At 39.6% G+C, this 23,532-nt stretch carries 22 protein-coding genes and 5 pseudogenes; 15 read left to right on the top strand and 12 right to left on the bottom strand.

Annotation, left to right across the window (positions count from 1 at the left end):
* The first annotated feature begins 2 nt into the window (after positions 1-2).
* The 3 genes and pseudogenes from QUE23_RS04820 to QUE23_RS10180 all read left to right on the top strand — a co-directional run bounded on the left by QUE23_RS04820 (position 3) and on the right by QUE23_RS10180 (position 2,170).
* Positions 3-257, top strand: a complete 255-nt coding sequence (locus QUE23_RS04820) for a CAAX protease (protein ID WP_286347987.1) — start codon at positions 3-5, stop codon at positions 255-257.
* 521 nt (positions 258-778) lie between these two features.
* Positions 779-1,110: pseudogene (locus tag QUE23_RS04815) on the top strand (transposase).
* Positions 1,064-2,170: pseudogene (locus QUE23_RS10180) on the top strand (RNA-guided endonuclease InsQ/TnpB family protein). The pseudogenes QUE23_RS04815 and QUE23_RS10180 overlap by 47 nt, the downstream one beginning before the upstream one ends.
* Before the next feature lie 346 nt (positions 2,171-2,516).
* Here QUE23_RS10180 and QUE23_RS04805 read toward each other — a convergent pair.
* Positions 2,517-3,308, bottom strand: coding sequence for a Fic family protein (locus QUE23_RS04805; protein WP_286347985.1), 792 nt, complete (start codon positions 3,306-3,308; stop codon positions 2,517-2,519).
* 1,516 nt (positions 3,309-4,824) lie between these two features.
* On the opposite strand from QUE23_RS04805, the gene QUE23_RS09965 reads away from it, so the two are divergent.
* The 3 genes from QUE23_RS09965 (at position 4,825) to QUE23_RS04790 (ending at position 7,150) form a co-directional block, all read left to right on the top strand.
* On the top strand, positions 4,825-4,986 hold the full coding sequence (locus QUE23_RS09965; RefSeq protein WP_353622243.1) for a type II toxin-antitoxin system mRNA interferase toxin, RelE/StbE family: 162 nt from the start codon (positions 4,825-4,827) through the stop codon (positions 4,984-4,986).
* A 292-nt stretch (positions 4,987-5,278) separates the two neighbouring features.
* Positions 5,279-5,467: a hypothetical protein gene (locus QUE23_RS04795; RefSeq protein ID WP_286347984.1), complete on the top strand. Its 189-nt coding sequence runs from the start codon at positions 5,279-5,281 to the stop codon at positions 5,465-5,467.
* A 90-nt stretch (positions 5,468-5,557) separates the two neighbouring features.
* Entirely contained in the window at positions 5,558-7,150 is a 1,593-nt protein-coding gene (locus QUE23_RS04790) for an SEL1-like repeat protein (RefSeq protein ID WP_286347983.1), read from the top strand.
* 14 nt (positions 7,151-7,164) lie between these two features.
* Here QUE23_RS04790 and QUE23_RS04785 read toward each other — a convergent pair whose 3' ends face one another.
* Positions 7,165-7,353, bottom strand: a complete 189-nt coding sequence (locus QUE23_RS04785; protein WP_286347982.1) for a hypothetical protein — start codon at positions 7,351-7,353, stop codon at positions 7,165-7,167.
* Positions 7,354-8,084: 731 nt separating this feature from the next.
* Here QUE23_RS04785 and QUE23_RS04780 point away from each other — a divergent pair.
* The gene (locus QUE23_RS04780) at positions 8,085-8,300 is read left to right on the top strand and encodes an NYN domain-containing protein (protein ID WP_286347981.1); all 216 of its coding nucleotides are present in this window, start codon (positions 8,085-8,087) and stop codon (positions 8,298-8,300) included.
* Positions 8,301-8,388: 88 nt separating this feature from the next.
* Here QUE23_RS04780 and QUE23_RS04775 read toward each other — a convergent pair whose 3' ends face one another.
* The 5 genes and pseudogenes from QUE23_RS04775 to QUE23_RS04755 all read right to left on the bottom strand — a co-directional run bounded on the left by QUE23_RS04775 (position 8,389) and on the right by QUE23_RS04755 (position 13,050).
* Positions 8,389-9,618, bottom strand: coding sequence for an McrC family protein (locus tag QUE23_RS04775; protein ID WP_286347980.1), 1,230 nt, complete (start codon positions 9,616-9,618; stop codon positions 8,389-8,391).
* A gap of 200 nt (positions 9,619-9,818) precedes the next feature.
* Positions 9,819-10,589, bottom strand: a pseudogene (locus QUE23_RS04770) (McrB family protein); the annotation flags it as partial.
* Between the two features lie 46 nt (positions 10,590-10,635).
* The gene (locus QUE23_RS10175) at positions 10,636-11,949 is read right to left on the bottom strand and encodes a hypothetical protein (protein ID WP_434801971.1); all 1,314 of its coding nucleotides are present in this window, start codon (positions 11,947-11,949) and stop codon (positions 10,636-10,638) included.
* Between the two features lie 563 nt (positions 11,950-12,512).
* Complete coding sequence (locus QUE23_RS04760; protein WP_286347979.1) at positions 12,513-12,620, bottom strand: BspA family leucine-rich repeat surface protein; 108 nt, start codon at positions 12,618-12,620, stop codon at positions 12,513-12,515.
* Positions 12,595-13,050 (bottom strand): BspA family leucine-rich repeat surface protein, encoded by a 456-nt coding sequence (locus QUE23_RS04755; RefSeq protein WP_286347978.1) that lies wholly within the window; start codon positions 13,048-13,050, stop codon positions 12,595-12,597. The genes QUE23_RS04760 and QUE23_RS04755 overlap by 26 nt, the downstream gene beginning before the upstream one ends.
* Before the next feature lie 370 nt (positions 13,051-13,420).
* Between QUE23_RS04755 and QUE23_RS04750 the strand changes: the two genes are divergently transcribed.
* Positions 13,421-13,876 (top strand): hypothetical protein, encoded by a 456-nt coding sequence (locus tag QUE23_RS04750; protein WP_286347977.1) that lies wholly within the window; start codon positions 13,421-13,423, stop codon positions 13,874-13,876.
* A 450-nt stretch (positions 13,877-14,326) separates the two neighbouring features.
* Here the strand turns inward: QUE23_RS04750 and QUE23_RS04745 are convergent, their stop codons facing one another.
* Positions 14,327-15,256 carry a protein rep gene (locus QUE23_RS04745; protein WP_286347976.1) on the bottom strand — a complete coding sequence of 310 codons (930 nt, stop codon included), beginning with the start codon at positions 15,254-15,256 and terminating at the stop codon, positions 14,327-14,329.
* Positions 15,257-15,482: 226 nt separating this feature from the next.
* On the opposite strand from QUE23_RS04745, the gene QUE23_RS04740 reads away from it, so the two are divergent.
* From QUE23_RS04740 to QUE23_RS04715, 6 genes are all read left to right on the top strand, one after another.
* Positions 15,483-16,229, top strand: a complete 747-nt coding sequence (locus QUE23_RS04740) for a DUF2779 domain-containing protein (protein ID WP_286347975.1) — start codon at positions 15,483-15,485, stop codon at positions 16,227-16,229.
* A gap of 635 nt (positions 16,230-16,864) precedes the next feature.
* Complete coding sequence (locus tag QUE23_RS04735; protein ID WP_286349417.1) at positions 16,865-17,935, top strand: Fic family protein; 1,071 nt, start codon at positions 16,865-16,867, stop codon at positions 17,933-17,935.
* Between the two features lie 466 nt (positions 17,936-18,401).
* The gene (locus tag QUE23_RS04730) at positions 18,402-18,887 is read left to right on the top strand and encodes an RNA-guided endonuclease InsQ/TnpB family protein (RefSeq protein WP_434802010.1); all 486 of its coding nucleotides are present in this window, start codon (positions 18,402-18,404) and stop codon (positions 18,885-18,887) included.
* Between the two features lie 64 nt (positions 18,888-18,951).
* Positions 18,952-19,134 carry a hypothetical protein gene (locus QUE23_RS04725; RefSeq protein ID WP_286347973.1) on the top strand — a complete coding sequence of 61 codons (183 nt, stop codon included), beginning with the start codon at positions 18,952-18,954 and terminating at the stop codon, positions 19,132-19,134.
* Positions 19,098-19,685: a hypothetical protein gene (locus QUE23_RS04720; protein WP_286347972.1), complete on the top strand. Its 588-nt coding sequence runs from the start codon at positions 19,098-19,100 to the stop codon at positions 19,683-19,685. Before QUE23_RS04725 ends, QUE23_RS04720 begins: the two co-directional genes overlap by 37 nt.
* 129 nt (positions 19,686-19,814) lie before the next feature.
* Positions 19,815-20,609, top strand: coding sequence for a hypothetical protein (locus tag QUE23_RS04715; RefSeq protein WP_286347971.1), 795 nt, complete (start codon positions 19,815-19,817; stop codon positions 20,607-20,609).
* Between the two features lie 51 nt (positions 20,610-20,660).
* Here QUE23_RS04715 and QUE23_RS04710 read toward each other — a convergent pair whose 3' ends face one another.
* Positions 20,661-21,155 (bottom strand): RipA family octameric membrane protein, encoded by a 495-nt coding sequence (locus QUE23_RS04710; protein WP_286347970.1) that lies wholly within the window; start codon positions 21,153-21,155, stop codon positions 20,661-20,663.
* A gap of 409 nt (positions 21,156-21,564) precedes the next feature.
* Between QUE23_RS04710 and QUE23_RS09960 the strand changes: the two are divergent.
* Positions 21,565-21,618: pseudogene (locus tag QUE23_RS09960) on the top strand (DNA-binding protein); the annotation flags it as partial.
* On the opposite strand, the gene QUE23_RS04705 reads toward QUE23_RS09960, so the two are convergent.
* From QUE23_RS04705 to QUE23_RS04695, 3 genes and pseudogenes are all read right to left on the bottom strand, one after another.
* The gene (locus QUE23_RS04705) at positions 21,594-22,310 is read right to left on the bottom strand and encodes a DUF3800 domain-containing protein (RefSeq protein ID WP_286347969.1); all 717 of its coding nucleotides are present in this window, start codon (positions 22,308-22,310) and stop codon (positions 21,594-21,596) included. The pseudogene QUE23_RS09960 and the gene QUE23_RS04705 overlap by 25 nt on opposite strands.
* A gap of 279 nt (positions 22,311-22,589) precedes the next feature.
* Positions 22,590-22,853, bottom strand: a complete 264-nt coding sequence (locus QUE23_RS04700; protein ID WP_434801970.1) for a ribbon-helix-helix domain-containing protein — start codon at positions 22,851-22,853, stop codon at positions 22,590-22,592.
* Positions 22,846-23,417, bottom strand: a pseudogene (locus QUE23_RS04695) (P-loop NTPase family protein). The gene QUE23_RS04700 and the pseudogene QUE23_RS04695 overlap by 8 nt, the downstream one beginning before the upstream one ends.
* Between the last annotated feature and the right edge of the window lie 115 nt (positions 23,418-23,532).

Below are 23,532 nucleotides of genomic sequence, written 5' to 3'. Positions count from 1 at the left end.
TTATGGGCGAAAATTTTGATTTTAAAGCTAAACACGCGCAAATCCAACGATTTAAAGAGGATATTAGAAATCTCATATCCTTAGAGCGTTTAAAGACCTATGACAATGACATTGCCAAGCACAACGCTAGTTTAGAGTTCAATGCTAGGCTCACCCCAAAGATCGCCCAAGCAGAGATTTATCTAAGGAACATTGTAGATTTTTGTATGCAATTAGTCACTGGCAGTCCAGCTTGGATTATCAACGCACCTACTTAAGCAAAGAGATAGAGAAGATTCATAAGCGAACAAGGAGAGATAGGTCAGCCCAAGAGGATATAGACCATGCCCAATCTGTTGATTTTAAAGCTTACAATTCGTATTTGCTGTCTAATTTAACCTTGGGATCTGTTATCGTTGTCATCAAACAAAACCATTTGCAAAGATGGGTTGCGTTCTAAGCGGATCGTGAATCTTGCACACGAAAAGATCGAGCATTTTTTAGAGTTTTTACTGCAGAAATTAAGGCAAAAAACCCAGCGAAGCAACTAAAAACTAACCTTCGAGCCGGGGGAGCCCCCCGTTGAATTTCATGCTTATTGTTACCACTTGCGCCGTAAAGCCCCTAGCTTTAGCTAAGGGGATTAAGGCGCATGCTCTCTAGAGCATAATAAAAATATCCACTTTAAAGTATTGGTCAATATTGTATTTGTATAACACACTGCATGCGAACTATCAAATACAAGAGCGATAATAACATTGTCTAACGCTCTGCGTTAAACCCCTCTTGCAAATGTCATATCGTGTGGTGTCTAAAATATAGAAGTGGCACAAGAACTAGAAGTAGAGATTTTAGAGATGGAAACAGATTTGGAATGATGAAGTTTATCAGGACGGCCAAGGGCAGAAGCAGTCGCCTTTTAAGATAGGAGTTTTCACATTTGAAAACTAAGTTGCCTACACTATAAACGAACTCTTGCTTGATCTCTTCTGTGGGGGGTGCGTCTTTAGAGGTGATTAAACAAGACATTGCCAACCAACAAAATTCTTAAGTGGCCTAAACAAAAAAAACAAGTGGAAAGATTATGTTGATCGCCTACAAGCAGAAGCTCTACAATGCAAGCAAAAATAAGCACATAGGTAATCTCCTACGCCTTTATGGTATTTGCTACCATCATTGTATCGCTTTGCATAAGCGATATTATAGGCTTTTAAAAAGCATTTAAAACTTTATGCCTTGCAAAAGCACATCACCAAACTAAAAGAACAAACAGATTTGCCTTTTTAAAAACTCTAGGTTCTCAGACATTGCAGGAGTTGGTAGAGAGGATAGACAAGGCTTATCAAAAGTTTTTTAAAAAGCAGGGCAGACCGCCTAGATTTAAAAAGGTGACTCTTTATCAATCTTTCACATTCAAAAGCAAAGTGGACTATAAAATCCAAGATAACATTATCTCTTTTAGTGGCGATGCTTTTAAGTTTGTCAAAACCTACGGCCTTGTAGGCAAACCCAAGACCTTTAGGCGATTATTTCTTGTGTCTGGTATGTGAAGAAAAACGCAAAGCGTTTTCCCCCTAAGCCCGCATGCGGTAACAGCGTGGGGCTTGATTTTGGCTTAAAAACTTTTCTCACCTGCTCTAATGGCGCACAAATCCCATCGCCTTTATTTTTCTCTAAATTCTTGCCTTTGATTAAATCTTGTTCTAAATCTCTCTCTAAAAAGAAAAGAGGGAGTCATGACCGCTTGAAAGCTAGGCTAAGGCTTGCTAAGTTACACCGCAAAGTGGCTCATCTTAGAACAGACTTTTTCTATAAACCCGCTAATAGTCTAGCCCAACAATACAGCCATATTTTCATAGAGGATTTAAACCTGAAGGGCATGGTTAAACTATGGGGGCGCAAAATCAGCGATTGGGCTTTCAGTGAGTTTGTGGCGATTTTGGAGAGAAAAACCCAAGTGGTTAAGATAGGTTTCATCAAAAGCCTTGCTTTTGTTCCTAGCTCTAAGACCTGCTCTCACTGTGGGACACTCAAAGAGGATTTGGGCCTTAAGGATAGGGAGCGGGCATATAGTGCCCGCCAAAATTGCCCTTCTTGTGGGTTTTCTTTGGATAGAGATTTAAACGCAAGCATCAATTTACATGGAGTGGGGGCATCCACTCTTGGAGTAGAGGCTGTAAGACCCGCCTAGCGGGCTAGCCTTGTTGAGACATTCCATCCCCTAGCTTTAGCTATGGGGAGTGTGTCAAAGAGCTCGATCTCCAACCGTCTAATTTCTTACGGGGTCTTACACATCATAATCTAGCAAACACACAGCTCGCCTTCTCCAAAGGCATGACTTCGGGTAGTCCCTACCCTAGCTCTAGCAAAAATTTGCTAAAGTGTCAAGCCTTATATCCTCCGCCTAGAGAAAAAGGAATTGCGATTATATTCGTTTAAATCTCGATTGGTAAGAACTTGCTCTTACAAACCTATAAAACCGCACAAAACTCTATCAATAAAAAATTAATGAGCATTATTTACTCTTGCCATGGCATTTATCCATGGTATTTATTCGCCATTAATTCTTGGACTTCTCTCAAAAACTCTACCTCTCTTTCATAAGTTTTGATAAAAAAATCCAAATATTCTTGATGATCCCCTCTCTCATAATAGGCAATCAAAGCCCCTCGATATTGTTTATAAAGTGTGGAGTTGTCCTCCACAAGCACTAAGGGTATTTTATTATCATTTTTAAGAGATAAAAATTGCATACACCTTGCCGTGCGTTTGTTGCAGTCCTCAAAATATTGCAAATAACACAAGTTGTTGTGTAGATAAATAGCCCGTTCAAAAGGGTGGCCAAGGCTAGCGTATTGTTTGAATAAATGTTTCATCTCTGTATGGAGTCTATCCCCACAAGCAAGGGGTAGATAAGATGTGCCTGTAATGCCAGTGATGTTGTGGTTACGCATCACACCACAATTATTGGGGGAGACCAACTCTTGGGACAAGAGAGCGTGTAAGTTTTGACAAGTTTCCAAACTGATGGATAAATCCTCTTTAAGAATCACATCAAAAGCGTTTCTCAAGTTTAAAATCATCTTGGCATCGCTGTATTTCTTACCCCCTGCAGTCAATCCCTCTTCCAATAGGGCAAGCGTGTCTAGCTTGCTATAGGTGTTGCCCTCAATTTGAGCGGAGGAATAGATAAAATCAAAACGTAACTTCTCCATACAGTCTTGCAACTCAATAAAATCGCTAAAGTCAAGCGTCAAAGACTCTAATCGTTGCTTTTGTTGAGAGTTTAAAATGTGTAAGTTGTCTAAGAATTGCGGATTGTAGTGCATGGCATTAGCTTTTTTTGGATATAAACATCATTTTAGCAAAAATCCTCTATTTAGTATGTTTTCACTACCACACACTACTTAGGTAGTTTTTTGGTGCGTGCCACAACTCCCATACAGCGAGGTCTGCAAGGCATTTTTAGCGCGCACATACTTGCAATGTCCCACACAGCAGGGGTTTGGTGCACTTACTCTCAGCCTTTTTAGCTACTGGGGCTACTTTGGTGCGCTAGTTTATCATCTCTCGCTCTGTTTGGGTAAAGTGTGGATTTGATTGAAAAGATCGGTGTATGCGATTATTGCGATTATAGATGAGAAATAAATAAGTTGTGTATGGCAGTGGTGTTAATACCCCAGCTTGGCTTTCAAATATTTTTAAAGTATCTATTCTCAGCAGATTTTTATATGCCTTGCATTAAAACGGACGAGCAATTTAGAGAGCAGACTTTCGCTCACTCACTTACAGTTAGCATATGCTAACAATCTCTCACCAAAAGCCCTCAACAAATCATTTAAGAAATTTTCTATTCTGCTCGAATGTATTGTTGTAACGTTTGGCGTTACGACTTGTTCTTTATAACGACAAATTGCGTAGGACATTGAGTGGGTTGTAACACCCAAAAGCCCCCAAACCCCCAAGAGAAGGTTTTGAAGTGAGGATTAGTTTGTTTTATGGCTTTATCACGCCATTGCAGTAAAGAGAGCTTTTTGGTTTTAACACCAAAAACGCCCCTGCAGTAAAATGGCTTGGGGAATTCTAAAATAAGAATCTACGTTTAAAAGACCATAGGACGCTTTCTTGGGTTAAAGAGTGGTTTGTATGGGTTAGGGGTAAAGTGTTGGTTGTGGGGGCTATATGGCGTGAAGAAAGGGTATCCAAATTAAATAAGTCAAGCTTGCAAATAACAATCCACATCCTAAAATAGCTCCTCAGAGCTTTGAAATGTAGATTAGATTATTTGTGTGAAACATCTAAGATTTTTGGGGTCATAATGGATGTTGAGAGAGAGTAAACAAAACAATAAAATAAACATAGCGTTTAAAGCGCTTTTAAATGGTCGTAGAGCGCAAGGTTATGGGTTAGGAGAACAAAAACATAGTTTGTGGGTTGAAGCGGTTGTGAGGGCTTGTAGAAGCATAGGATACGAAAGCTTGCAATGTCTAAGAATTTGTGATTACTTGTTCGGTATATTGGTGTTTCAGTCCAACTGGAGTATTTCAAGCTAAAATAATGCCTTGACTTGTAAAGCAAGGAGAAACAATATTAATCAACATCTCCGACTCGCTAGCTCAAAGATTGCAAAATGTGTTAGGCATGCATTCATTGCAAGAAGCCGTAGAAGAATTTATCGTCCAATGCGAGCACATGCCTAACCAAGAAACGATAAAAGCTATGAGAGAGGCAGATAGTCCTGACTCAGATTATATGCGTACTGACAGCTATAAAGCCTTTTTACAGAAAGCCTTAGATGATGCTTGAACTTGTCTTTAAAAAATCTTTTAAAAAGGATCTCAAGCCATTTTTAAGAGATCAGTTTGTGATGAATTATCTTTCAGTGGTTTATGGCAAGGTTTTAGGGATTGCCATATCAAAGCTGACTTAATCTTAATCTATCGCTACCGTAGGGATGCCTTGGAGCTGGTCAGATTAGGGAGTCATAGCGACTTGTTTAAAAGTTGATTTTCATTTACTGAATCTACTGATTGTTCTCTTTAATTTCTAAGAAGCTTTGCGCTAGTAGCTGCTTGGTAGGGGATTTTAAGATCTTGAAAGTCTTAGTTTGGTGGTAACACTCTATAGCATCAGTATAGGCGCATCCGTCCTCAGTAGATTATTTAAGGAGCTAGTAAGAGGATTTTAGAGTGGCTTAGCTAGTCCTATTAGCTATCCATTAAAAAAAATACGCTAGACCGAACTACTTTGTTTTACGGAGGTTATTGTGGCGACTAGGTCAGATGTGCAAGGCATTCAAATGGATGTTTTAGGTCATTTGTCTAAAAATGAATTTATAGTCCCCCCTTGCCAAAGAGGTTATGCATGGGGGCGAGCAAGTTGGGCAATTGCGGGAGGATGTCTATCTTTAGTACGCAATGCACAATTAAACGTATTTGCCAAAAAAACGCTCCAAGATTTTTTCATCTTCCAAACTCCCCAAGAGTGAGATTGACTTTCCGATAGCGTTAGAGTGCGCACAGAGGAGATTTGCTAGCGTTTATGTGTGTTTTTAAGAATATGCTATTAAGGAGGCACAATGATAGAAAGAGTGGATTTAGGTTTTAAAGAGAAAAAAGAGCTTGATGACTATTTTGATGCATTTAGTCGCTGTGCGGATGAGGGCGATGATGCCAAAGCAAGGGGCGTGCTTAAGGGCATTAACAAGCTCTTAAAAAGCCTAGGATGGGTGGGCGTGTTTGAGAAAGAGCCCTTTAAAATTCTAAACCATAGAGGGGTAGTAGAAGAAATTAGGGGTGCGCTCATCTTTGCCCCCCAAAATCTCTTGCAAGAGGATTTAGTGAATACCAGCAGGCTAGAGAGCGCGCGTGGTTTTTATCTGTGTTTTGCACCTTTAAAAAAGAGCGGTCATAGATGTTCTTTTTGCATCACTTGTGGAGCGCAAAATCTCAAAGAAGCGCAAAAATGCCCCGCATTTAAAAAGCTTTTTAAGGGCAATAAGGCCAGATACCACTTCAATCACTATGAATATGCGGTTTGTTTTTTAAGACTCGTGGCGTTGTTTAACGACTTGCCCTTGCAAGATTTTATGGGAGGTGTTGGCTCTAAACAAACCTTCCCTAGAAAGGCAGATGTGCTGTTTTTAAAGGGCGCACAGGCGCGCGAGGAAGGATATATTGATAAAGCCATAGAGTGCTATGAAAAGAGCGCAGAGCTTGGGGATGTGGAGAGTTTCTATGAGCTAGGCAAGGTCTATAGCGATTTTGTACGGCTTGGTTCTTTTAAGGGGTGTCCTAATTTCACCAAAGCTCTAGAATACCTGAAAAAAGCGGGAGAAATGGGGGACACTAGGGCTTATACAATGCTTGGAGGGTTTTACCTAAATGGTAAGGGTGTGCCTGTAGATATAGAAAAAGGCTTAGAATACCTAAATCGGGCGGCGGATATGGGTTCTAAAGATGCTTGTTTTGACTTAGCCCACTTTTATCTTGATGGTATCCATGTGCGTAAAAGTCCTAAAACAGCTGAGGATTATTACAACAAAGCCCTTAAAATGTGTCAAACTAAATTAGAGAAGGCACGCATTTGCTATCGCATAGCGAGGCAATACATGGGGCGTAGTGAGGGTTTCCGTTCTAGGAGAGATCGCAAAAAAGCGGTGCTTTTTTTTGACAAAGCCGCAGCTTTTGCTGAAGAAGTCTTTGGGGCAGAGGCTTATGATTGGATGGCGGATATGGGCTGGGCGGACTATGACAACACCCAAATTTTAGAATGGTATCTTAAAGCCATAGAACTAGGCAACACGCGCCTTTATGTTTGTGTGGCGCAAATGTATGTTGAAGGGCAGGGGTGCGTGCAGGACTACCAAAAAGCCTTAGAGTTTTACCAAAAGGCGGTAGAGGCGGATCAAGAGAACCACAGAGCCTATTTTGGATTAGCCGAGCTATATTTTAAGGGTGAGGGGGTCGAGCAAGACTATGCCAAAGCCTTAGAGTACTACACAATAGTTGCTAAAGGGGCATATTGTGAAGAGCCTTTTTACGATGATGCTTTTCGCAGGTTAAGCTATATGTACGACAAGGGTTTGGGCGTAACACCCGACCCCCTAAGGGCGTTTGAATACCTTAAAAAGGCTTGCGGGATGTGGGATTGGTGGGGGAGTGAGGGTTAGCCCCTAGGGGCAACCTATTCTAAACGCCCCAACAACTCTTGGCTGATAGACTTACGCAAGTTTAGCAAAGGTTCAGAGCCATTGGCTAGGGCTTTGAGGCATAAGCTAAAAAGTAGCCCTCGGGCAGTTAGGAGGCTAAAGCAACGACTTTTCTTTTTCTCAAGATTGTCCAAGAAACGGTGTTTATTTCGACTTATAAGCATTTTATAGTTCTTTGATTGTATTTGAGACTTTTTTCTGCTTTTGCTGTGGCTCATTGCTTACTAACTCAATGTCCGTATTTTATGGTGTCTGCTAAAGATAAAACAAGGGTGAAATAAATTTGACAATCAACAAAAAAGCACTAAAATTTGGGGTGAATATTGGCTCGGTTGGTTCAGTGTCATGCTGATTTCGGCACTCAAGCCCCGGGTCTTTGCGGAGTTTCTTGTGCCAAACGAATGTGATCGATCCTCTGGTGATTTCTCTACCACTCAAGATTTCGATGTTTTTCTCCCAAAAAAAACAGCAGTTTTAGTAGACTTAAGTTTTTTCTTAAGGTGTACCACCCTAGTTCTAAGAAGTATCTTGAGCCTGGCAGTTTAGCTGAAGAGATCAAGCACTATGTCCTTAGAACACTGCACAACTCTAAAGACTATCTCTTTCGTGTTTTTGTCTATGATTGTGCGCCGATTACTGGGAGGGTGCAAAGGCCAAAGAGCAAGAAACAATTTGCTTTAGACCAAAGCGATGTAGCTCAGTTTAGGACGGAGCTTTTAAAGATACTCAATATCAAGCCTTATTTTACTGTTAGATTGGGAGAAATTAGGCTTGATAAGAAGAATCCATGGATATTAAAACCTCAAGTCTTGTCTGACATTCTATCCAACAAAAAGTCTATACAAGATTTGATAGATGAAGATTTTCAGTTGAACTTACGGCAAAAGGGGTAGACATGAAGATAGGTCCAGACATTGCCTCTCTTGCCATTAAAAAGCAAGTTGAAAAGATCGTTTTGGTTGTCAATGACAGCGACTTTGTCCCCGCCATCAAATTTGCTAAACGAGAAGGGGTTATTGTTCAGTTGGATTCTTTGAAACAACATACTCCAGAAGATTTATCAAAACATGTCGATCTTCTGCACTCTGTTTATTCATTGGATAATTTATAAAGTGCTTTGTTCTGGGAACTAGGAACTTGAGAATACTTTAAAGCACTAAAATGCCCCTTTATATAGGTCGAATATAGATAAATATAGATTAAAGACTGAGGGGGAAGTACTTTAAGGTGAGTTGAATGCCATCTGCACTAAATAACTCACTCGCCTTAAAAGTCCAAGTAGAAGTGGATCCTGACCCCTGCCAAGGATAGACCAGCCACACGCTCACACGCCGTTGTTTACCTATTAATTCAACAGAAGCGTATTTACTTGCATACGCCCACATTTGGTAAAGATCTGCACGAAGAGGCTCTTTGTTTTCTTTTGGCGTTTTCCATTTAGTGTCTAAAATTAAAACTTCTTCTTTGTCTCTAAGTACAATGTCAGGGCGCATTTCAAAGCAATTTTGAGAGTTTTCATCTTTTGCAAGGTGTCTGCTTTGTTCTTGCAAACTCACATCATAGCCTCTTAAACTCCTTTGCAACCAAGCCCCTACAAAAGACTCAAAAAGCTTTTCCATAGGGAATAATAGCGCATAAGCTTGGTTAGAACCGCTATAAGCCATCAAAGACTTTTTGCGTAAAAAAAGGTTACACCATGCCAAGAGGTTTTCATATTCTTTAAAACGACTCGCATGCGCACTTTTAGCAAAATCCGCATCTATGTTTTTGCTAGTGCTTATTTCATCAAAAACAAAACGCACAGCATTTAGTTTTTCTTGTGTTTGAGGACTTAACGCTAATGTTTTGAAAGTTTCAAGTGTGGATTTGATCAAGCGATTAGGGGCGACATCCAGGCTATATTCATCGCTTGTTGTGTAAAAGCGTTCTTTATGGACTAAATTAATCTTAAGATGACTGGGAAACTCTAGCTTGCCTTTAAGATAATGATGATTTTCTGAGACACCCAAATAATCCCGTTTTAATCCACGCTTGATGAGCTCCATACATTCATCTAAAAACATGCAAACAAAGACATCCAGTATAGGTAAATGCGCACTGTCAAGCTGAGAAAAGTGGGTTTGCTTAAAGGACATATCTTGAAGAGTAGACAAGCAATTGTAAAGAATTTGTTTGGCATAGCAAATAGGGCAAGTAGGCTCTTTTAAAAGTTCTAGGTTAGTTTGTGGCTTTATAAATTCTCTTGCATACTCTTGAAACTTTAAAGTATCAAGTTGAGAGATTTTTTTGTTGCAACTAGTATGTCTCTCTAAATCATGTTCATCATACTCGCAAACTTTAGGCAAAATTTCTATGCAAAAGCCTTCAATCTGGATCAAACCCACATAATTTTGGGTTTTTAGAGTATCTGAGTCTTCAAATTTTAACAACTCTTTGTTAGCCTTAGCAAATTCTTTTAAGGCTTCCCATATACCTTTGGACTTGTTTTTTTCTTGGGGTGGTAAACGACTTATGATTTTTTGCTCTCCAAAGTTAGCATACTCCGTTAGATAGAGTGTAGGTGGGACTAGCACAGATTACTCGTCACAAAGTAGTATCATCGGAGTTATTTTTCCTTTAGTCTTTGTTTTTATTTACTATTGTAGATTTTTTTGAAACAATCAACCTCCCATTCTTCATCTGTGATCCGATAGACTTCTTTATTGGTATTGACAAAATTTGTAAGAGAGTCCTTGAAATTCGCATTTTTTAAATCTTCGTCCTCCTCACTTGCACTTTGCATCGTTTCACCCACAAGCATGCCATTGTCATTGAGCACCGCATTGATTTTGGCGTAATCATCGTAAAAATACTCTTGTAAGAGGGGGATAATCTTGTTTTTAAAGCAGTTTTGTAAATCCTCTAGAGTCTCTAGTTCTAAAAAGTAGGCATGTCCAATGGTGTGCTCACGATCGAGCAAAAATTCTATGCGCTTATTCATTACTTTTAAGAGTCTTGACAGATCGATGCTTGTATCCTCGTTCTTATCTTTGATGCGGTGATTTTTAAGATACTCAGGCTTTGGCATCATCTCCACAAAGGTGAATCTACGGCGCAAGGCAGTGTCCAATAGAGCAATGCTCCGATCGGCGGTGTTCATTGTGCCAATGATATAGAGATTCTTAGGCACACTAAAGGATTCTTTGCTATAGGGCAAAGTGACTTCTAAAGCTTCGTTGTTGCCCATGCGTTTGTCAGGCTCTATTAGCGTAATAAGTTCCCCAAAAATCTTAGAGATATTGCCCCGGTTGATTTCATCAATGATGAGAATATGGGGTTTCTCGGCGAAGACTTTGAGATTTAATGAGAGCGACACAGTCGTCATAGGGGGTTCTGCTAGATTTTGGGTCTTGAGGTAATCAGTTTCAAATGTGGTGATTTTTTTAAGAAGTGCGTAATAGTAAGTGTTAGGTATTTGTAAGTCTTGGGGTCTTTGAATATTTTTTGTTTTGTCCTCTTGGTATAGTCCTTTTTAGTTCACTCGCTCCAATAGAGAATGGACTTTTCTCTTGGTTATAGATAATGTCAAACTTAAAACCTTTCCCCATTTTGCTCCATGTGAGCTCTTTCTGCCCTCCCTGATGGAGTTGGACATAGCATCTCCCATTAGTTTCTTGTTCTTGCTCCAAATAAGCTACAAAGGCTTCTAACAAAGCATCCCAGTAATGCGAATCTACTTGTGCTATTTCTTGTTCTTGAGCTGTAGGGGAGTTTGGTTGCTTTAAAGCCCGTTCAGCTCTTTTGCATATCTCTTTAAAAATTCCCGCTTCAATCTTATAGTGCAACTGATCGCTATCCTCATTCATCTCTGGTCTAATCCCTTCTACAAACTCTTCATAGCCATAGCTTTGATGAAAAGTGACAAAGTCAATTTGTTTTTTCTCTTTATAGTGATCAAAGAGGATTTTGGCTTCTGTTCGATCTATTTTGGTGGTATCTATCCCCAGAATCTCCAACGCCTTGTCAATGGTGTTATAGGTCTTGCCTGTGCCTGGAGGTCCATAAAGGATTATGCTTAGGGGGTATGCGGAAGTTTCCATGTGCTTCTCCTCTTGTACTGGCTCTTGTGTGTGGGTTGTTTGTTGGGGAGTGGGTAGATTGTCCATTGGTTTAAAATACTCTTGGGGGATTTCGTTAAAGAAATCCACTAATTCCAAAAAGTGGTTTGTGATGTCTTCCAAGTCAGCTTCTAGATCAGGATAGATTTCGTATCTATTTCTGAGGTCTTTTCTAGAGTTTTCTCCAAAGAATTTCTCATATGCTAGACACTTTTCGCACCTTTCTGACTCAGTTTCATTCGTAGCACTACCCATAGAAAGATGAAAACCATCTTGGGAATCAGGAACACCCCTCACTAAGGTGTCAAGCCAATAATAGGCAAACCAGATATAAAACCCCCGACTCTGTGTTAACTCGATTCCATTAACAAGATGTTCCTTTAAAATGTCTTTGCGACAAAAAACGATCGCAGGTCTAAACCCTTTTTCGGGATCAAGATTCTTCTTGCCAGCACCCGATAGCCGACCCTGCCCAAACCTCATATAGCATTTATAGTCAATACTATTTAGAAGATGGTTAAAACTTTCTGTTAAGTCAAATGTCTCCATGCCATCTGTGGTGCGATCTCCGCTGGCTATTTTTTCGTCCATGCGCCTCACAAACTCCCTCAACAATCCCTGAAATGTTTGTCTTTGCTCTTGATTCCATACAACTTTTTTCATAGTAATCAGTCCTTCATCCAAAAGCACAACCCACTAACTTGAAGTTTTCTAGAGGGTTTATTAGGTTAGCTTGTTGATTCCAATAGATTATAGCCAATCTTCTCCAAATTGTCTTTCAGTGCACAAAAGTATTTGAGTCATTTATTCATAAAGTCTAGTCTACATGTAAGAGTCTCATAAACTGGCTTGGCTAATCTAGATCAAATGATGGAAGAAAGTGTTTTTGTTTTGTGCGCTATGGGGTTTTGGGCGATGATGCCCAGTCCATGAATGCAACCCACCACTCTTCCTAGTGGCACCCCCAGCACGCCGTTTACTAGAGTGTATCAAAATGCGCCCAAGCCTACACAAGTTGTCTAGTTTAGTCTAGTGCAATTTGTATTACTGCAAATAACAAAGAGAACTTCATAAAACAGGCTACTGTGCAATATCTAGACTCTCTTTGTCTATGCCCTAGGCAAACTTTTGGTTTCACTAGGCATTCTCATCTCTTCTTTCAATACGGATTCATTCTTATCAACCTAGTGCTCGCCATCATTACTTCCCGATACCATGCTTGATATTTAATAAATGAGACTATCGCAACCAAAAAACATATTATCCATACATTCAACACAAGAGACATCCCAGTTATCCAAAGATTGGTTAAAAGATGTACAACCAGAAAACATCCTTCCCAATATTCTCCACCCTAGACACATCCCACTTGTCTAAGGGTTGATTGAAAGACCAGCAACCACTAAACATCTCTCGCATACTCGTCACATTAGACACATCCCATTTATCCAAAGGTTTATTAAACTTTTTATACCTACTAAACATTTCCTTCATGTTCACTGCGCTAGACACATCCCAATCATTAAGCGATTGATTAAAATTCTCACACTCGTAAAACATGCTCTCCATGTTTGTTACCTTGGATACATCCCAAGTTTCTAAGCCTTTAAAATTTTTTCTTTCTGGACGATAGAACAGTCGGCTCAGGTCCGTCAAATCTCCAATGTCAATCTCAGCTAGGTGAATCTTTTTATTTTCTACTAATTTTTGAAGTTCTTCCTTGCTTTTAGGGAAGTATTTTCTTTCACGGTTTTGTGTTTTCAAATGAGTCCTTTATGATGTTTTTAAACAAAAGGCATACTTTAGCTACAAAGCCAATAGCAATAAAGCTTGCAGACACACAAATTGGAGTTTTTATATCAACGCTTGCATCTGTTTTTGTGCTTTTTATTGGATAGAGATAAGAATGGGCGTAGGATGCTCCGAATCGCATTCTAAGAGCAATTAGGGAGTAAAGAGTAGTTTTGGTTTGGTTTAGGCTAAGTTGCGTTGTATAAGGCTTATATGGAGTTAGAAAGCCTATGTATTATCTAATAATTCATAGAGTATTTGGATTATCATCTCTTATAATCTCTTGAGTATAATCTCTCATAAAATAAAACTTATAAAACTAAACATGGGGTGTGAAAAATAAATGCAACAAACAAAACTAAACACCTTAAAACAAGCATCGATATTTAGTGTAGTCTTCATGTTATCGCTTTTTGGAATTTTAGCATTAATACAAGATCTTACCCTTTTGATTAATGTAACCCCTTTAAAAAAATTTCATATTACTGCCGATAATCTTGCCGCTTGCATTAGTATCCTTTGCACACTTATAGCCGCTTTATTTGCCGAAGTTGCCTTAGATATTTCGAAAGGAAATGCAACTCTTCAAACTGAAATATTCCTATTAGATGCTTATCAAAAATATATAGATGCCAAACATAACTGCCCTTCAAATGAATATAAAAGAGAGATGCAAATACATTTTCTTGCAACAATGGACACATGTTGCAAATATGTTATCAATGGACCTTTAGTTCATAAATCTTGTGAAGACAATCTAAAAAATTTATTCGAACCTTTAAAGATATGCTTGAAGTAGAAATGAAAAACTATGACAATATTAGAAATTACATAAAAACACGCTATCCTGAATTTTGTTATGACTCAAAACAAAAATAGCTTTAATTACAAATAAAAAAACACATTTACTGCTAAGTGGAGTAAAGGTCTTTTTTTTTAGCCCCGCAGGGCAAACTAGCAAACTAGCAAATTATCCAGCCCTCCGCAAGGGAGGGACGCTCACAAGCTCACTCTGCTAATTTGTCGCTCAAGTGCCGCGAGGGCTAACCAAATCCAGTCGTGGGCGTTTCTATTCTCTGACGCATAAAAGGTTCTGTGTGATCATTAGGTGGTTGAGAGTCTCAGGGGTATAGATGTCCTTTGGTGTATTCACTTGCTCACTGGGTTGCTCACTGGGTTTAAACTCTCCAGTTACGATGGGTTCTAGGCTGTAGGGTTGGCGTTTCTCAAGCGCATAGCGGCCACCATTTCAAGCCCAAAATTCTTGCTCTATCTCCTTCCAAATCTCGGGGTCTAATTTCTTAAGAGGCTTGGGTTTGTATTGCTTAACAAGCCCACCTTTGTTGTATTGGCGTAAGCCTCTGGTCTGTTGGTCTAAGAGTCTAAACTCTTCTTGGTTAAGGTTGATCACTTGACTAGGTTTGACGCTATATTTCACACATTCTAATACCGCAGATAGTAGAGCATTGGTTTTCTTGTTCTTAGGTCTAATGCGTTTAACGCGCACACTGGGCCTATAATCCACTCTCAAAGCTTTTTGCCACATATCTACCCACTCAGAGTGCTTGATATAGTAGGGCTTATCAATGTCGTAGTAGTCTGGGCGCACAAGTAAAGTGCAATGGAAATGGGCGTGGTGTTCTCTCTTGCGAGTTTTCTTACCTTTGAACTCTACACTGCGAACAAAACTTAGAACGCTGTCTTGCCATTGCTTTGTATGAACCATTCTATCCCACGCTCTGGACATAAGCTTGCTATCGGCGCGTAATTGCTCTAGGGGGGCATTTTTAATGGTCAAGGTAAGAGAGATGAACTCCACATCGTGGTTGGCTTGGATCTGCTCTAAGATGCTGTAAATCTGTGCAGCGGTTTGGGTAGCTTTACGCGCCATGCACATTGGGCAATAGCGGATTTTACAGAAGTTTGCGCTCTTTAAAATGCGCTTTTTCTCTTTGGTCTGTATATTTTCATAAATGCTAAAGAGGAGAAACTCGCCACACTCACAACACCGTTGGGCTTTTTTGGGATTATCTGGGTAGCGGTTGATCGCGTTGAAGAGCATAGACTGGTACTTGCGGTCGTTAAGCTTCTCTAATTGCTCTAATGATTCGACAAGGAGCTCCAAGACCACTTTCTTGTTATCTGGTTTTAAGTCTTCAAGCTGTAAATTATCAGTCATTGGGCTTTCTTTTTTTGTGTCGAAGCTGAAAAGCTAGCCCAACTCTTTAAACCATTTCCTTAAACCATTGAACAAATTTTTCAACTATTCAAAAGTTGTTGGTTCAGTGCCCTAAAATACGATGCTCTAATAAATCCACGAATTGTTGCCCGTGTATCAAGACCATGTTTTTACGATCGCAAGGCTTAGATTCGATCAAAAAATGCAATTTTATAGGAGTGGGCGCGTGTTTTTCAAGGACTTCAACCAAGAGGACTTACAAGAACTCAAGCCAAAACAAGTCTTGCAAATCACGAGCACCTTGAATAAAAAAGTCCACATAGACAGAGAGGGCATCAAAGAGTTTTTAGCGCAACTTGAATACCCCATTTACCATTTGGACTTTGAAACCATACAACCAGCTATCCCCCCTTTCACAGACACCAAACCTTATGGCAAGATCCCTTTCCAATACTCTCTCCACATTGAGTCTGAAAATGGCAAGCTAGAACACAAAGAGTTTTTAGCAGATTGTGGCACCGATGGGCGTTTGGCTTTAGCACAACAACTCATCAAGGATATTCCAAGTGGTGCTTGTGTGTTGGCTTACAACGCTGCATTTGAAAAGAGCGTCTTACAAGATTTAGCTAATTTGCTTGCCAACAAGCACCCTAAAATAGCTGAGGCACTGCTACAGATCAAAGAGGATATGTTGGATTTAATGCAACCTTTCCAAAGGGGACATTACTACGATCCCAAAATGGGAGGTAGTTATTCCATTAAAAATGTCTTGCCTGCTTTAGTGCCAGATTTTGAAAACGCCTATAAAAATTTAAAGCTCGTGCATAATGGCGAGGAGGCGATGGAGGCTTACGCTCAAATGCCTGGCATGCCAAAAGAAGAGCAAGATAAATACAAGAAAGCTCTTTTAGAATATTGTAAGCTAGACACTTTGGCGATGGTGAAGGTGTTAGGGGTGTTAAGGGGGACATAAAAGAGTTTTATGGCGTTGATGAGTGGCTTAATGTAAGCCCTTACCCTAACTCCCTTTGGTGCTTGCTTTTAGCCTAATTAAATGCTTTTAGCAGTTTAGGTTATCACTCTATCGCCCGTTTGATAGGGGTTAAGAAGTTTTGTTAAAAGGATTATACTTTGGTAGTTTTGCTATCAGAGTATTGTATATTAAAACAAGAGAATAAGATGCCAACTTGCTTAGTGGTGCTTATATTAGTCTTGATTGCTCAAACCCTTGTCTTTATTGGACTTCTCCTTGGTTAAGCAATCCCTTATACATGTCTCACTATCATGCCCCAATCATAGATGGACTTTAGCTAGTCGACTGCTTATTTCACGGACAGTTAAAGTGTTTTAGTAAATCTTTACTAAGGGTTACCGTTGGATCGCCGTTAATCTTGGGAATATTATCTTGATAGCGATATGGTTTGCAACAATGTAGTTTTGGTCTTTGACTTGCAAGCTTGGCTTGCAAACATTCTTCTTTATAGAGGAGAGCTCTCTAAGAGTACGGTGGGTATAAAAGTGTAGAGAGTTTGAAGGCATGCGGTCTTTTTTGCTACGATAGTCGAACTAGATTGAACTTATCTCTGACAAAGTAAGATTATGAAGACAATACAAGAATTTATCCCTAAAGAACTCCCGCCTAATTTTAAACCTAGCGAACAAACTTATGTGCTTCTCATCCAAGCCTCTAGAAGGCTAAGCCAACTCAATGGTGTGTCTAAAATCATCCCCAACCAAGACATTTTAATCAACTCTTTAGTATTACAAGAGGCCAAAGAATCCAGTGCCATTGAAAACATCATCACCACGCATGATGAGATTTTCTTGGCTCAAATTGAGCCAGCCCAAATCACTAAAAATGCCAAGGAAGTACAAGATTATGCTAAAGCCTTAAAAATAGGCTTTGAGCTCATCAAGCAAGATCGGCTCTTATGTAACCGCCATCTCTTACAAATCCACGCACAATTAGAGCACAACAATGCTGGGTTTAGAAGTCAAGGGGGCACGATGCTTAAAAACCCAGCGACAGGTGAGATTAAACACATCCCACCACAATCTAAAGCAGACATTTTAAGACTCATGGGTAATCTAGAACGCTATATCAATGAGGATATGGATGCTCTTGACCCACTCATTAGATTAGCCATTATCCATTATCAGTTTGAAACGATCCATCCTTTTTATGATGGCAACGGGCGGTGTGGGCGGATTTTAAATGTTTTGTATCTCACTTATCATGGTTTATTAGACTTGCCTATTTTATACTTGAGTGCTTACATCATCAAACACAAAGAACATTACTACAATCTTCTCACCCAGGTAAGCGAAACAGGTGATTTTACTGCGTGGATTGCCTATATGCTTGAGGGCATTATACAGACTTCTAGTGCGACAATCCAAAAGATTCAAAGAATCCAACAGGCTATGCAAGAGTGTCAAGAGATTTTACAAACGCACGCGAGTAAAGTTTATAGCAAAGACCTGGTAGAAATTTTGTTTTCTTATCCCTACACAAAGATAGAATTCTTAGAAAACCACTTAAAAATCCATAGACAAACAGCTTCTCATTACCTAAAAATATGCGAAGATTTAAAAATTCTCCAAAGTTTCAAAAAAGGCAGAAATAAGTACTTTGCCAACACAGCTTTATTTGACATCTTGTGCCAAGAGCTCATATGATGAAAATTTGACATTTTTTCGACATATTGGACAGATATGTCGAAATTTTTAGATTTTTTCGACATGTTAGGGTTTAGTTGATTTTATTCTAAAAAGGATAGAATCACAAGAATTTGAGAGTCTAAACTGCCGTGGGTAGCAGTGTGCCATTTGGAGAGTCTCTTCACTTGCAGGATGCTCTGGATAAAAAAGAGAACAATGGTCGGTGCTAGTCATTTTCTATCCCCTGTCAAATATGCTGGGGGTGTTGCATTTGCATGCGCTACACTTGTAAATAGCTTATGCTGTTGGTAAGTGTATTAAAATATACTAAATACAAATAATCAATATTTCAAACACTATTAAACACATTAAACATTATTTAAAATTTTATTTAATATTGCTTGAATTATTTAATACAGGACCCTACCTTATGGTAGTCTCTACCTATCTCATCTCCGCCTTTCTCTTTCCACTCTTTTAACATCTGCTCCGCTCTTCTTTACATAAGCTCAGCACCGCCCTAATCAGGCACGCTAAAACCCTTTGTTTAGAGAGTTTGAAGGTATCCAACATGCTCAAAAACTCCAAACTAGCTAAGGCTTTAAGCGATGTCAGCACATCCGCCTTTAACACACTCTTAGAATACAAGGCGAAGTATTATGGGCAGGAGATTTTAAGAGCCGATGCATTCTATCCAAGTTCTAAATCCTGTCCTAGCTGTAGTCATGTGAAAAAGGACTTAAGTCTAAGCGATAGAGTTTATAAGTGTGGTGTTTGCGGTGTGGCGATGGATAGAGATTTTAACGCTAGTGCGAATCTAATGAAGCATTTAGTAAGTGGAGTTCCCGCTGAATTTACGCCTGCGGACATGACGACTCCACTAAGTGATTTTGCAGAGAATGGCTTAGTAACCAGCATGGTGGAAACAGGAATACAACAGAAACCGCAATCCTTAAAAATTTTTTGTTGATAGAATTTTATAGAATTTTATGTGGTTTTATAGGTTGTAGGAACGGATTTATGCCCAAGAGATCATGCTACTCTTTTACCACAGCGCGCTTTTAAAGATCGGCCAAACCTGCCAGCAACGCAACCCGAATTTTGGGCTTTTTAAAAATGTGGTGCCTTGCGATAGCTTGGATTACAAAGAAGAAGCGGTCTATAAAAAACGTAGGCAGGCTTGCTTGAAGCCTTTAGGGATGCCCCCACACCCTTAAGCGAAAACAAAAAGCTAAAAGACAAGATCAGCCAACAAAAGCTCACCGTGATCTGTGGCAACCCGCCCTTTAGCGCCAACCAAAAGGATGCCAATGACAACAACACCGAGCTCCCCTATGCGATCTGCAAATGTTTATTGATACCGAAACAAACATTGCTCATGGGCAATCCTTGGAAAAAGAAAAAACCGATTGTCTTAAGAATCTGCTGGAGTCGAATACACAAACACAGACTCCCCAACTCCCAAACCCCACACAAACAACCCAAGCCCAAGCCACACACCCACATCGTTGATCTCTACCAATTTTTGCGCCAAAAGCCCGCTAAACTCTTGTTCTTGCAATACGTAAAAATGGCGTTGAGTTCTTATGGTGTGAGATCTTGCTCGCTCTCAATCCAGCGTGTGCTGCTGCCGTCTAAAAGCATGGCAATGACATCTATCACTTTTCTTAGATTTGGACTCGGCTTTGGGTTTCCTGGGCGGTTTTGTGAGATTATGGACTCTGTGAGCTCCAGTTGTTCTTTTCTAGAGACTTGGTGTTACAAATGACTAAACAATTTTCTCAAAGACTAATCAAGCTAGATACACCCTGTTAAGGGGTTGCAAGCGTTTTCTATTTGATAGACACAAGGTGCCTGTTAAACCACTATTGTCATATTCACTATAAGATCGGAGCAAATGAGAGAAATATTTGTGGTGGATGGCTCTACAATCAATTCTCGCAGAGACTATAATGGTGCGGCGGTTTCTTGCAAAGAGATATGTGGAGAACTATCGATCTACAAAAGAAATTTTATTAAAGGATTTAAAAAAGCATATCATCGTGGAGTATTTGACGGTAAAGAACTGCAGAATTTGCTTTTTCCAAAAGTTACATCAGATATTTTCGTTTCCTATTCCGGTCAAGATATCCACAAGGCCTACTCTTTAAAAAAATCAATCGAAACTCTCTTAGGGGATAGGTGTTTAAAAAAGCAATTGAAATACGGAATTCTTGCAGTAGACCCCTGTAAAGTCTTTGTGGATTTTTTATACTGGGCGAATGCTAGAGAAATACAAGAAAATTTAATAGACGACCCTAATTTTTCTTCTTATTTTCAAGATGAAGATCAAAATGCATGTAATGTTACAGAACATCTCCATCTTATGCTTTCTGTGGCTCTAGCTCACATGATTCAAACATGCAAATCTTTCGTCTTTATACAAACAGAAGCCTCTGTAAAGAAAGGTCTATACACACAATCCCCATGGATATATTACGAACTAGAAATTGTCCGCTTATGCATGAAAAAAACATCCGTATCAATAAGCGCAGAAAGCAGAAAAACATTGTCGGAAAGCGCAAAAATACTTGTCAACTACAGTGTAAAAGACTTTCTTGAGAATATCTGTAAAAATGAAGGACCTACCCCACCAACTATCACTCTAGATGAATTGGTACAAGAACTTAATAAAAAATACCACCCTACATAATTTTGTAACCATAAAAGCGTGCATCACCACAATCCTGTAATTCTGCGCGGTTTATAGAAAACGCAAGAACACATAATAGACAAGGACAAAAAGATGCAGGAGCACAAAAATCCCGGGGATATATTTTTCAAACCTAAAAAATGACTTTTCCTTTTCAGCTTGTTTTTGCAAAAGATACCACTCATACCCGCAAACATTACTCGGCAATCTTTGCTCCAATGCAAGGATAACTTCAAATTTAGCCCAATTCATTTCTTTGTAATGCCTCAATAAAGACATCCAAACATAACAAACTATGCAACTAGAAAGCAAAGATATTAGCAACACTCCTAAGACCCATCCACACTCTTTAAACTTAACCGCAATATTCATGTTTAACGAGAAAAATAGACCATTAAGGGTTATAAAAAAATTATTCGTCGTTGCTCGTCTATCACTAATTCTATCAGCAGAGGCTACAGCAGTTTTGTATTGTTCTAAGAGTGCCAAATCTTCATTGCATATCTTCAAATTGTCGTTAAATAATGTATCCATTCGTTTTTCCATGTCGCACCGATAAAAACATCCTAGCCTCTACAGACTAACTCCCCGCACACATCTTACGAAGAGTAATCCCATTTTGAAACGACCACAACAATCTCCAAAAAGACTCCTTACAAACCAGCATTGGACGGTAATTCTAGCATAAATATCAGTCAAATTACCACTTCAAATAAAGATTATCGGCATGTGTCTACGACTTTATGGCACGAGATTTTTGCTTTGATCAAGCCACGATATAGAGTTACACAACTAGTGGCTTGGGTCGTGTGGAGTGGAGTTTTACTCCGCAGGGCAAACTCCCAAACAGGCTTGCGTAGGGTTGTCTCTCACAAGTTCGCTAAGATTTGTTGCTAAGTATTGCAAGGGCTAAGATGCTTCGCTGGTATGTCAATTTGCACATAGAGTGGCACAAATGCTAAATACAGAGGAAAGACGCTTAAGCTATCTTAACGCCGTTTTAGAGGATGGCGACATAGCAGAAATTAAGCGCACCCTTGGGCATGTTGCGGAGTCTAAGGGTATAAAATTGCCCCCATTAGAGGACGAGATTCGGGTGCATATGGTTTTAATGGCACTCTGGTGGGGGATGTCATCGCGGGCTTTGTAGGCGATCGCCCCTATGAGTAGGTCGGTAAGTTGGATGATTTGGGACTGGTGGGATTGGGCGGTGAAACATTGGGCTTGGATGGTGTTGTTGTAGTGGTGGTGCAACACTCTTTCTAACTCCCGCATCCGCACCGCACATTTTGAATCCTTGTAGTCTAGGTAAATTTTGATAGCGGTTTGGGGTTCTATGAGGTTTCTCAGCACATAATAAAACATTTTGTAATAGAAAATGTCTGGGTTACTTTGGTTATAGTAGTCGTGGGCGAGCCTTTGTTTATCTGGGATTAAAATGGCTTGAAAGCGTAGATGGACGCTGGAAAAGAAAAATTCTAAAAGGGCATCGTAAAATCCTTTTTGAATTTGAATGAGTTTTGTCCATTTGAGTTCTTTTTTGTGGTTAAATTGGTGTTTTAAATCTTTGATTGTTTGGTTGATGGGGGCTAGTTCGCTTGAAGGTAGGCTAATTGCTCCTAGCACCATCACCTTAGAGCCCAAAGAGGGGTTATAGTCTAAGTGATTACTCTCATCGCAAAAAATTTTATATTCTTGCATCAATATCTCCCAAACTTACTCCTAATCCTTTCCTTAGTGAATTCTATGCATCAATGATTACATACATCACAATTGTCTGCAGAAAATCCCATATCATTGGTCTTAGTATAATACTCTGCGACTTTTTGCAGATTACGCGAAACACCATTGCCATTTTTATACATCACTGCTGATGTGCAGAAAGAATTAGCATCCCCCATTTCACCTGCTTTTTTGTAGTTTCTATGGCTCTTTGATTATCTGTGGTAACACCATTCACAGCACTACCCCACTTTCCCCCTACCCCCTCACCAAATTCTTTAACACATAGCGTTTGACAAAGAAGCCCACACTATCAGCCTCCTTGTCAGCTAGAGCTTTTAGGGTGTTGTATTCCTCTTGGGATAAGTAAAAGGTAACGATGTGGTTTTGTTTTAAATGAGCGGGCAAAGGTTTTCTACCTGGTTTGGCTTTGTCTTTAGCACTGAAAGTGTTTGCTTGGGGGTTGTGGGTGTTTTTCAAAGCATCTTGGATAGATTTGGGGGTGTTTTTGTTTTCATTCATTGTTTACTCCTTTTGTTAAAGTGTCTAAAAGGCGTTGGTATTCTGTCATGAAAGTCTTGTATTGGATTCTAGAGAGTGGGGTTTGCAAAGACAACTCTTTAAAGCTCAATCCCTTACGCATAGAGTTTTCTATAATCTTAGAGTGTTTAAAAAAGAAAAAGTTTAAATCTGTGAAGTTAGATTGTAAGGTAGAACTTGTTTGTTCTTGCTCTTCTAGGCTTTGATAATCGGTGACGAGCACCATTAAGGGCACTTTTAAAACTTGTAACTCTTGGATGGTTTCAATGGTCTTTAGTAGGGAGTTGTAAAGGGGAGTGCAGGGGATGAGGATGGCTTGACTGGCTTTAGCAATCTCTAAAACCCCACTTTGGATAAAGCCTCCAAAGTCATAGACACAATTGTTGATTAAAGAAAGGCGGTGCTGATTTTAGCTTTATCAGGGTAAATGCTCTCAATGATGGAAGAGTCGTTGCTTTGCAAGAACAAATCTAAATCTTTAGCAATGGAGAAACTAAAGGCGGTCTTACCCACCCCACCTTTTTTGTTGATAATGGAGAAAATCATGAGAACCTTTGTTTTTGGTTTTTGGTTTGTTTTTGGTGTTAGCGGTTGATGGGCATAGAATGGGCGTAGACATACCACTGACATCGCTGACACCACTGACTAGATTAGTGTAAAG

This window comes from Helicobacter felistomachi (assembly GCF_030296895.1).
Classification (GTDB): Bacteria; Campylobacterota; Campylobacteria; order Campylobacterales; family Helicobacteraceae; genus Helicobacter; species Helicobacter felistomachi.
This window is presented reverse-complemented; position numbering and strand designations above follow the sequence as displayed.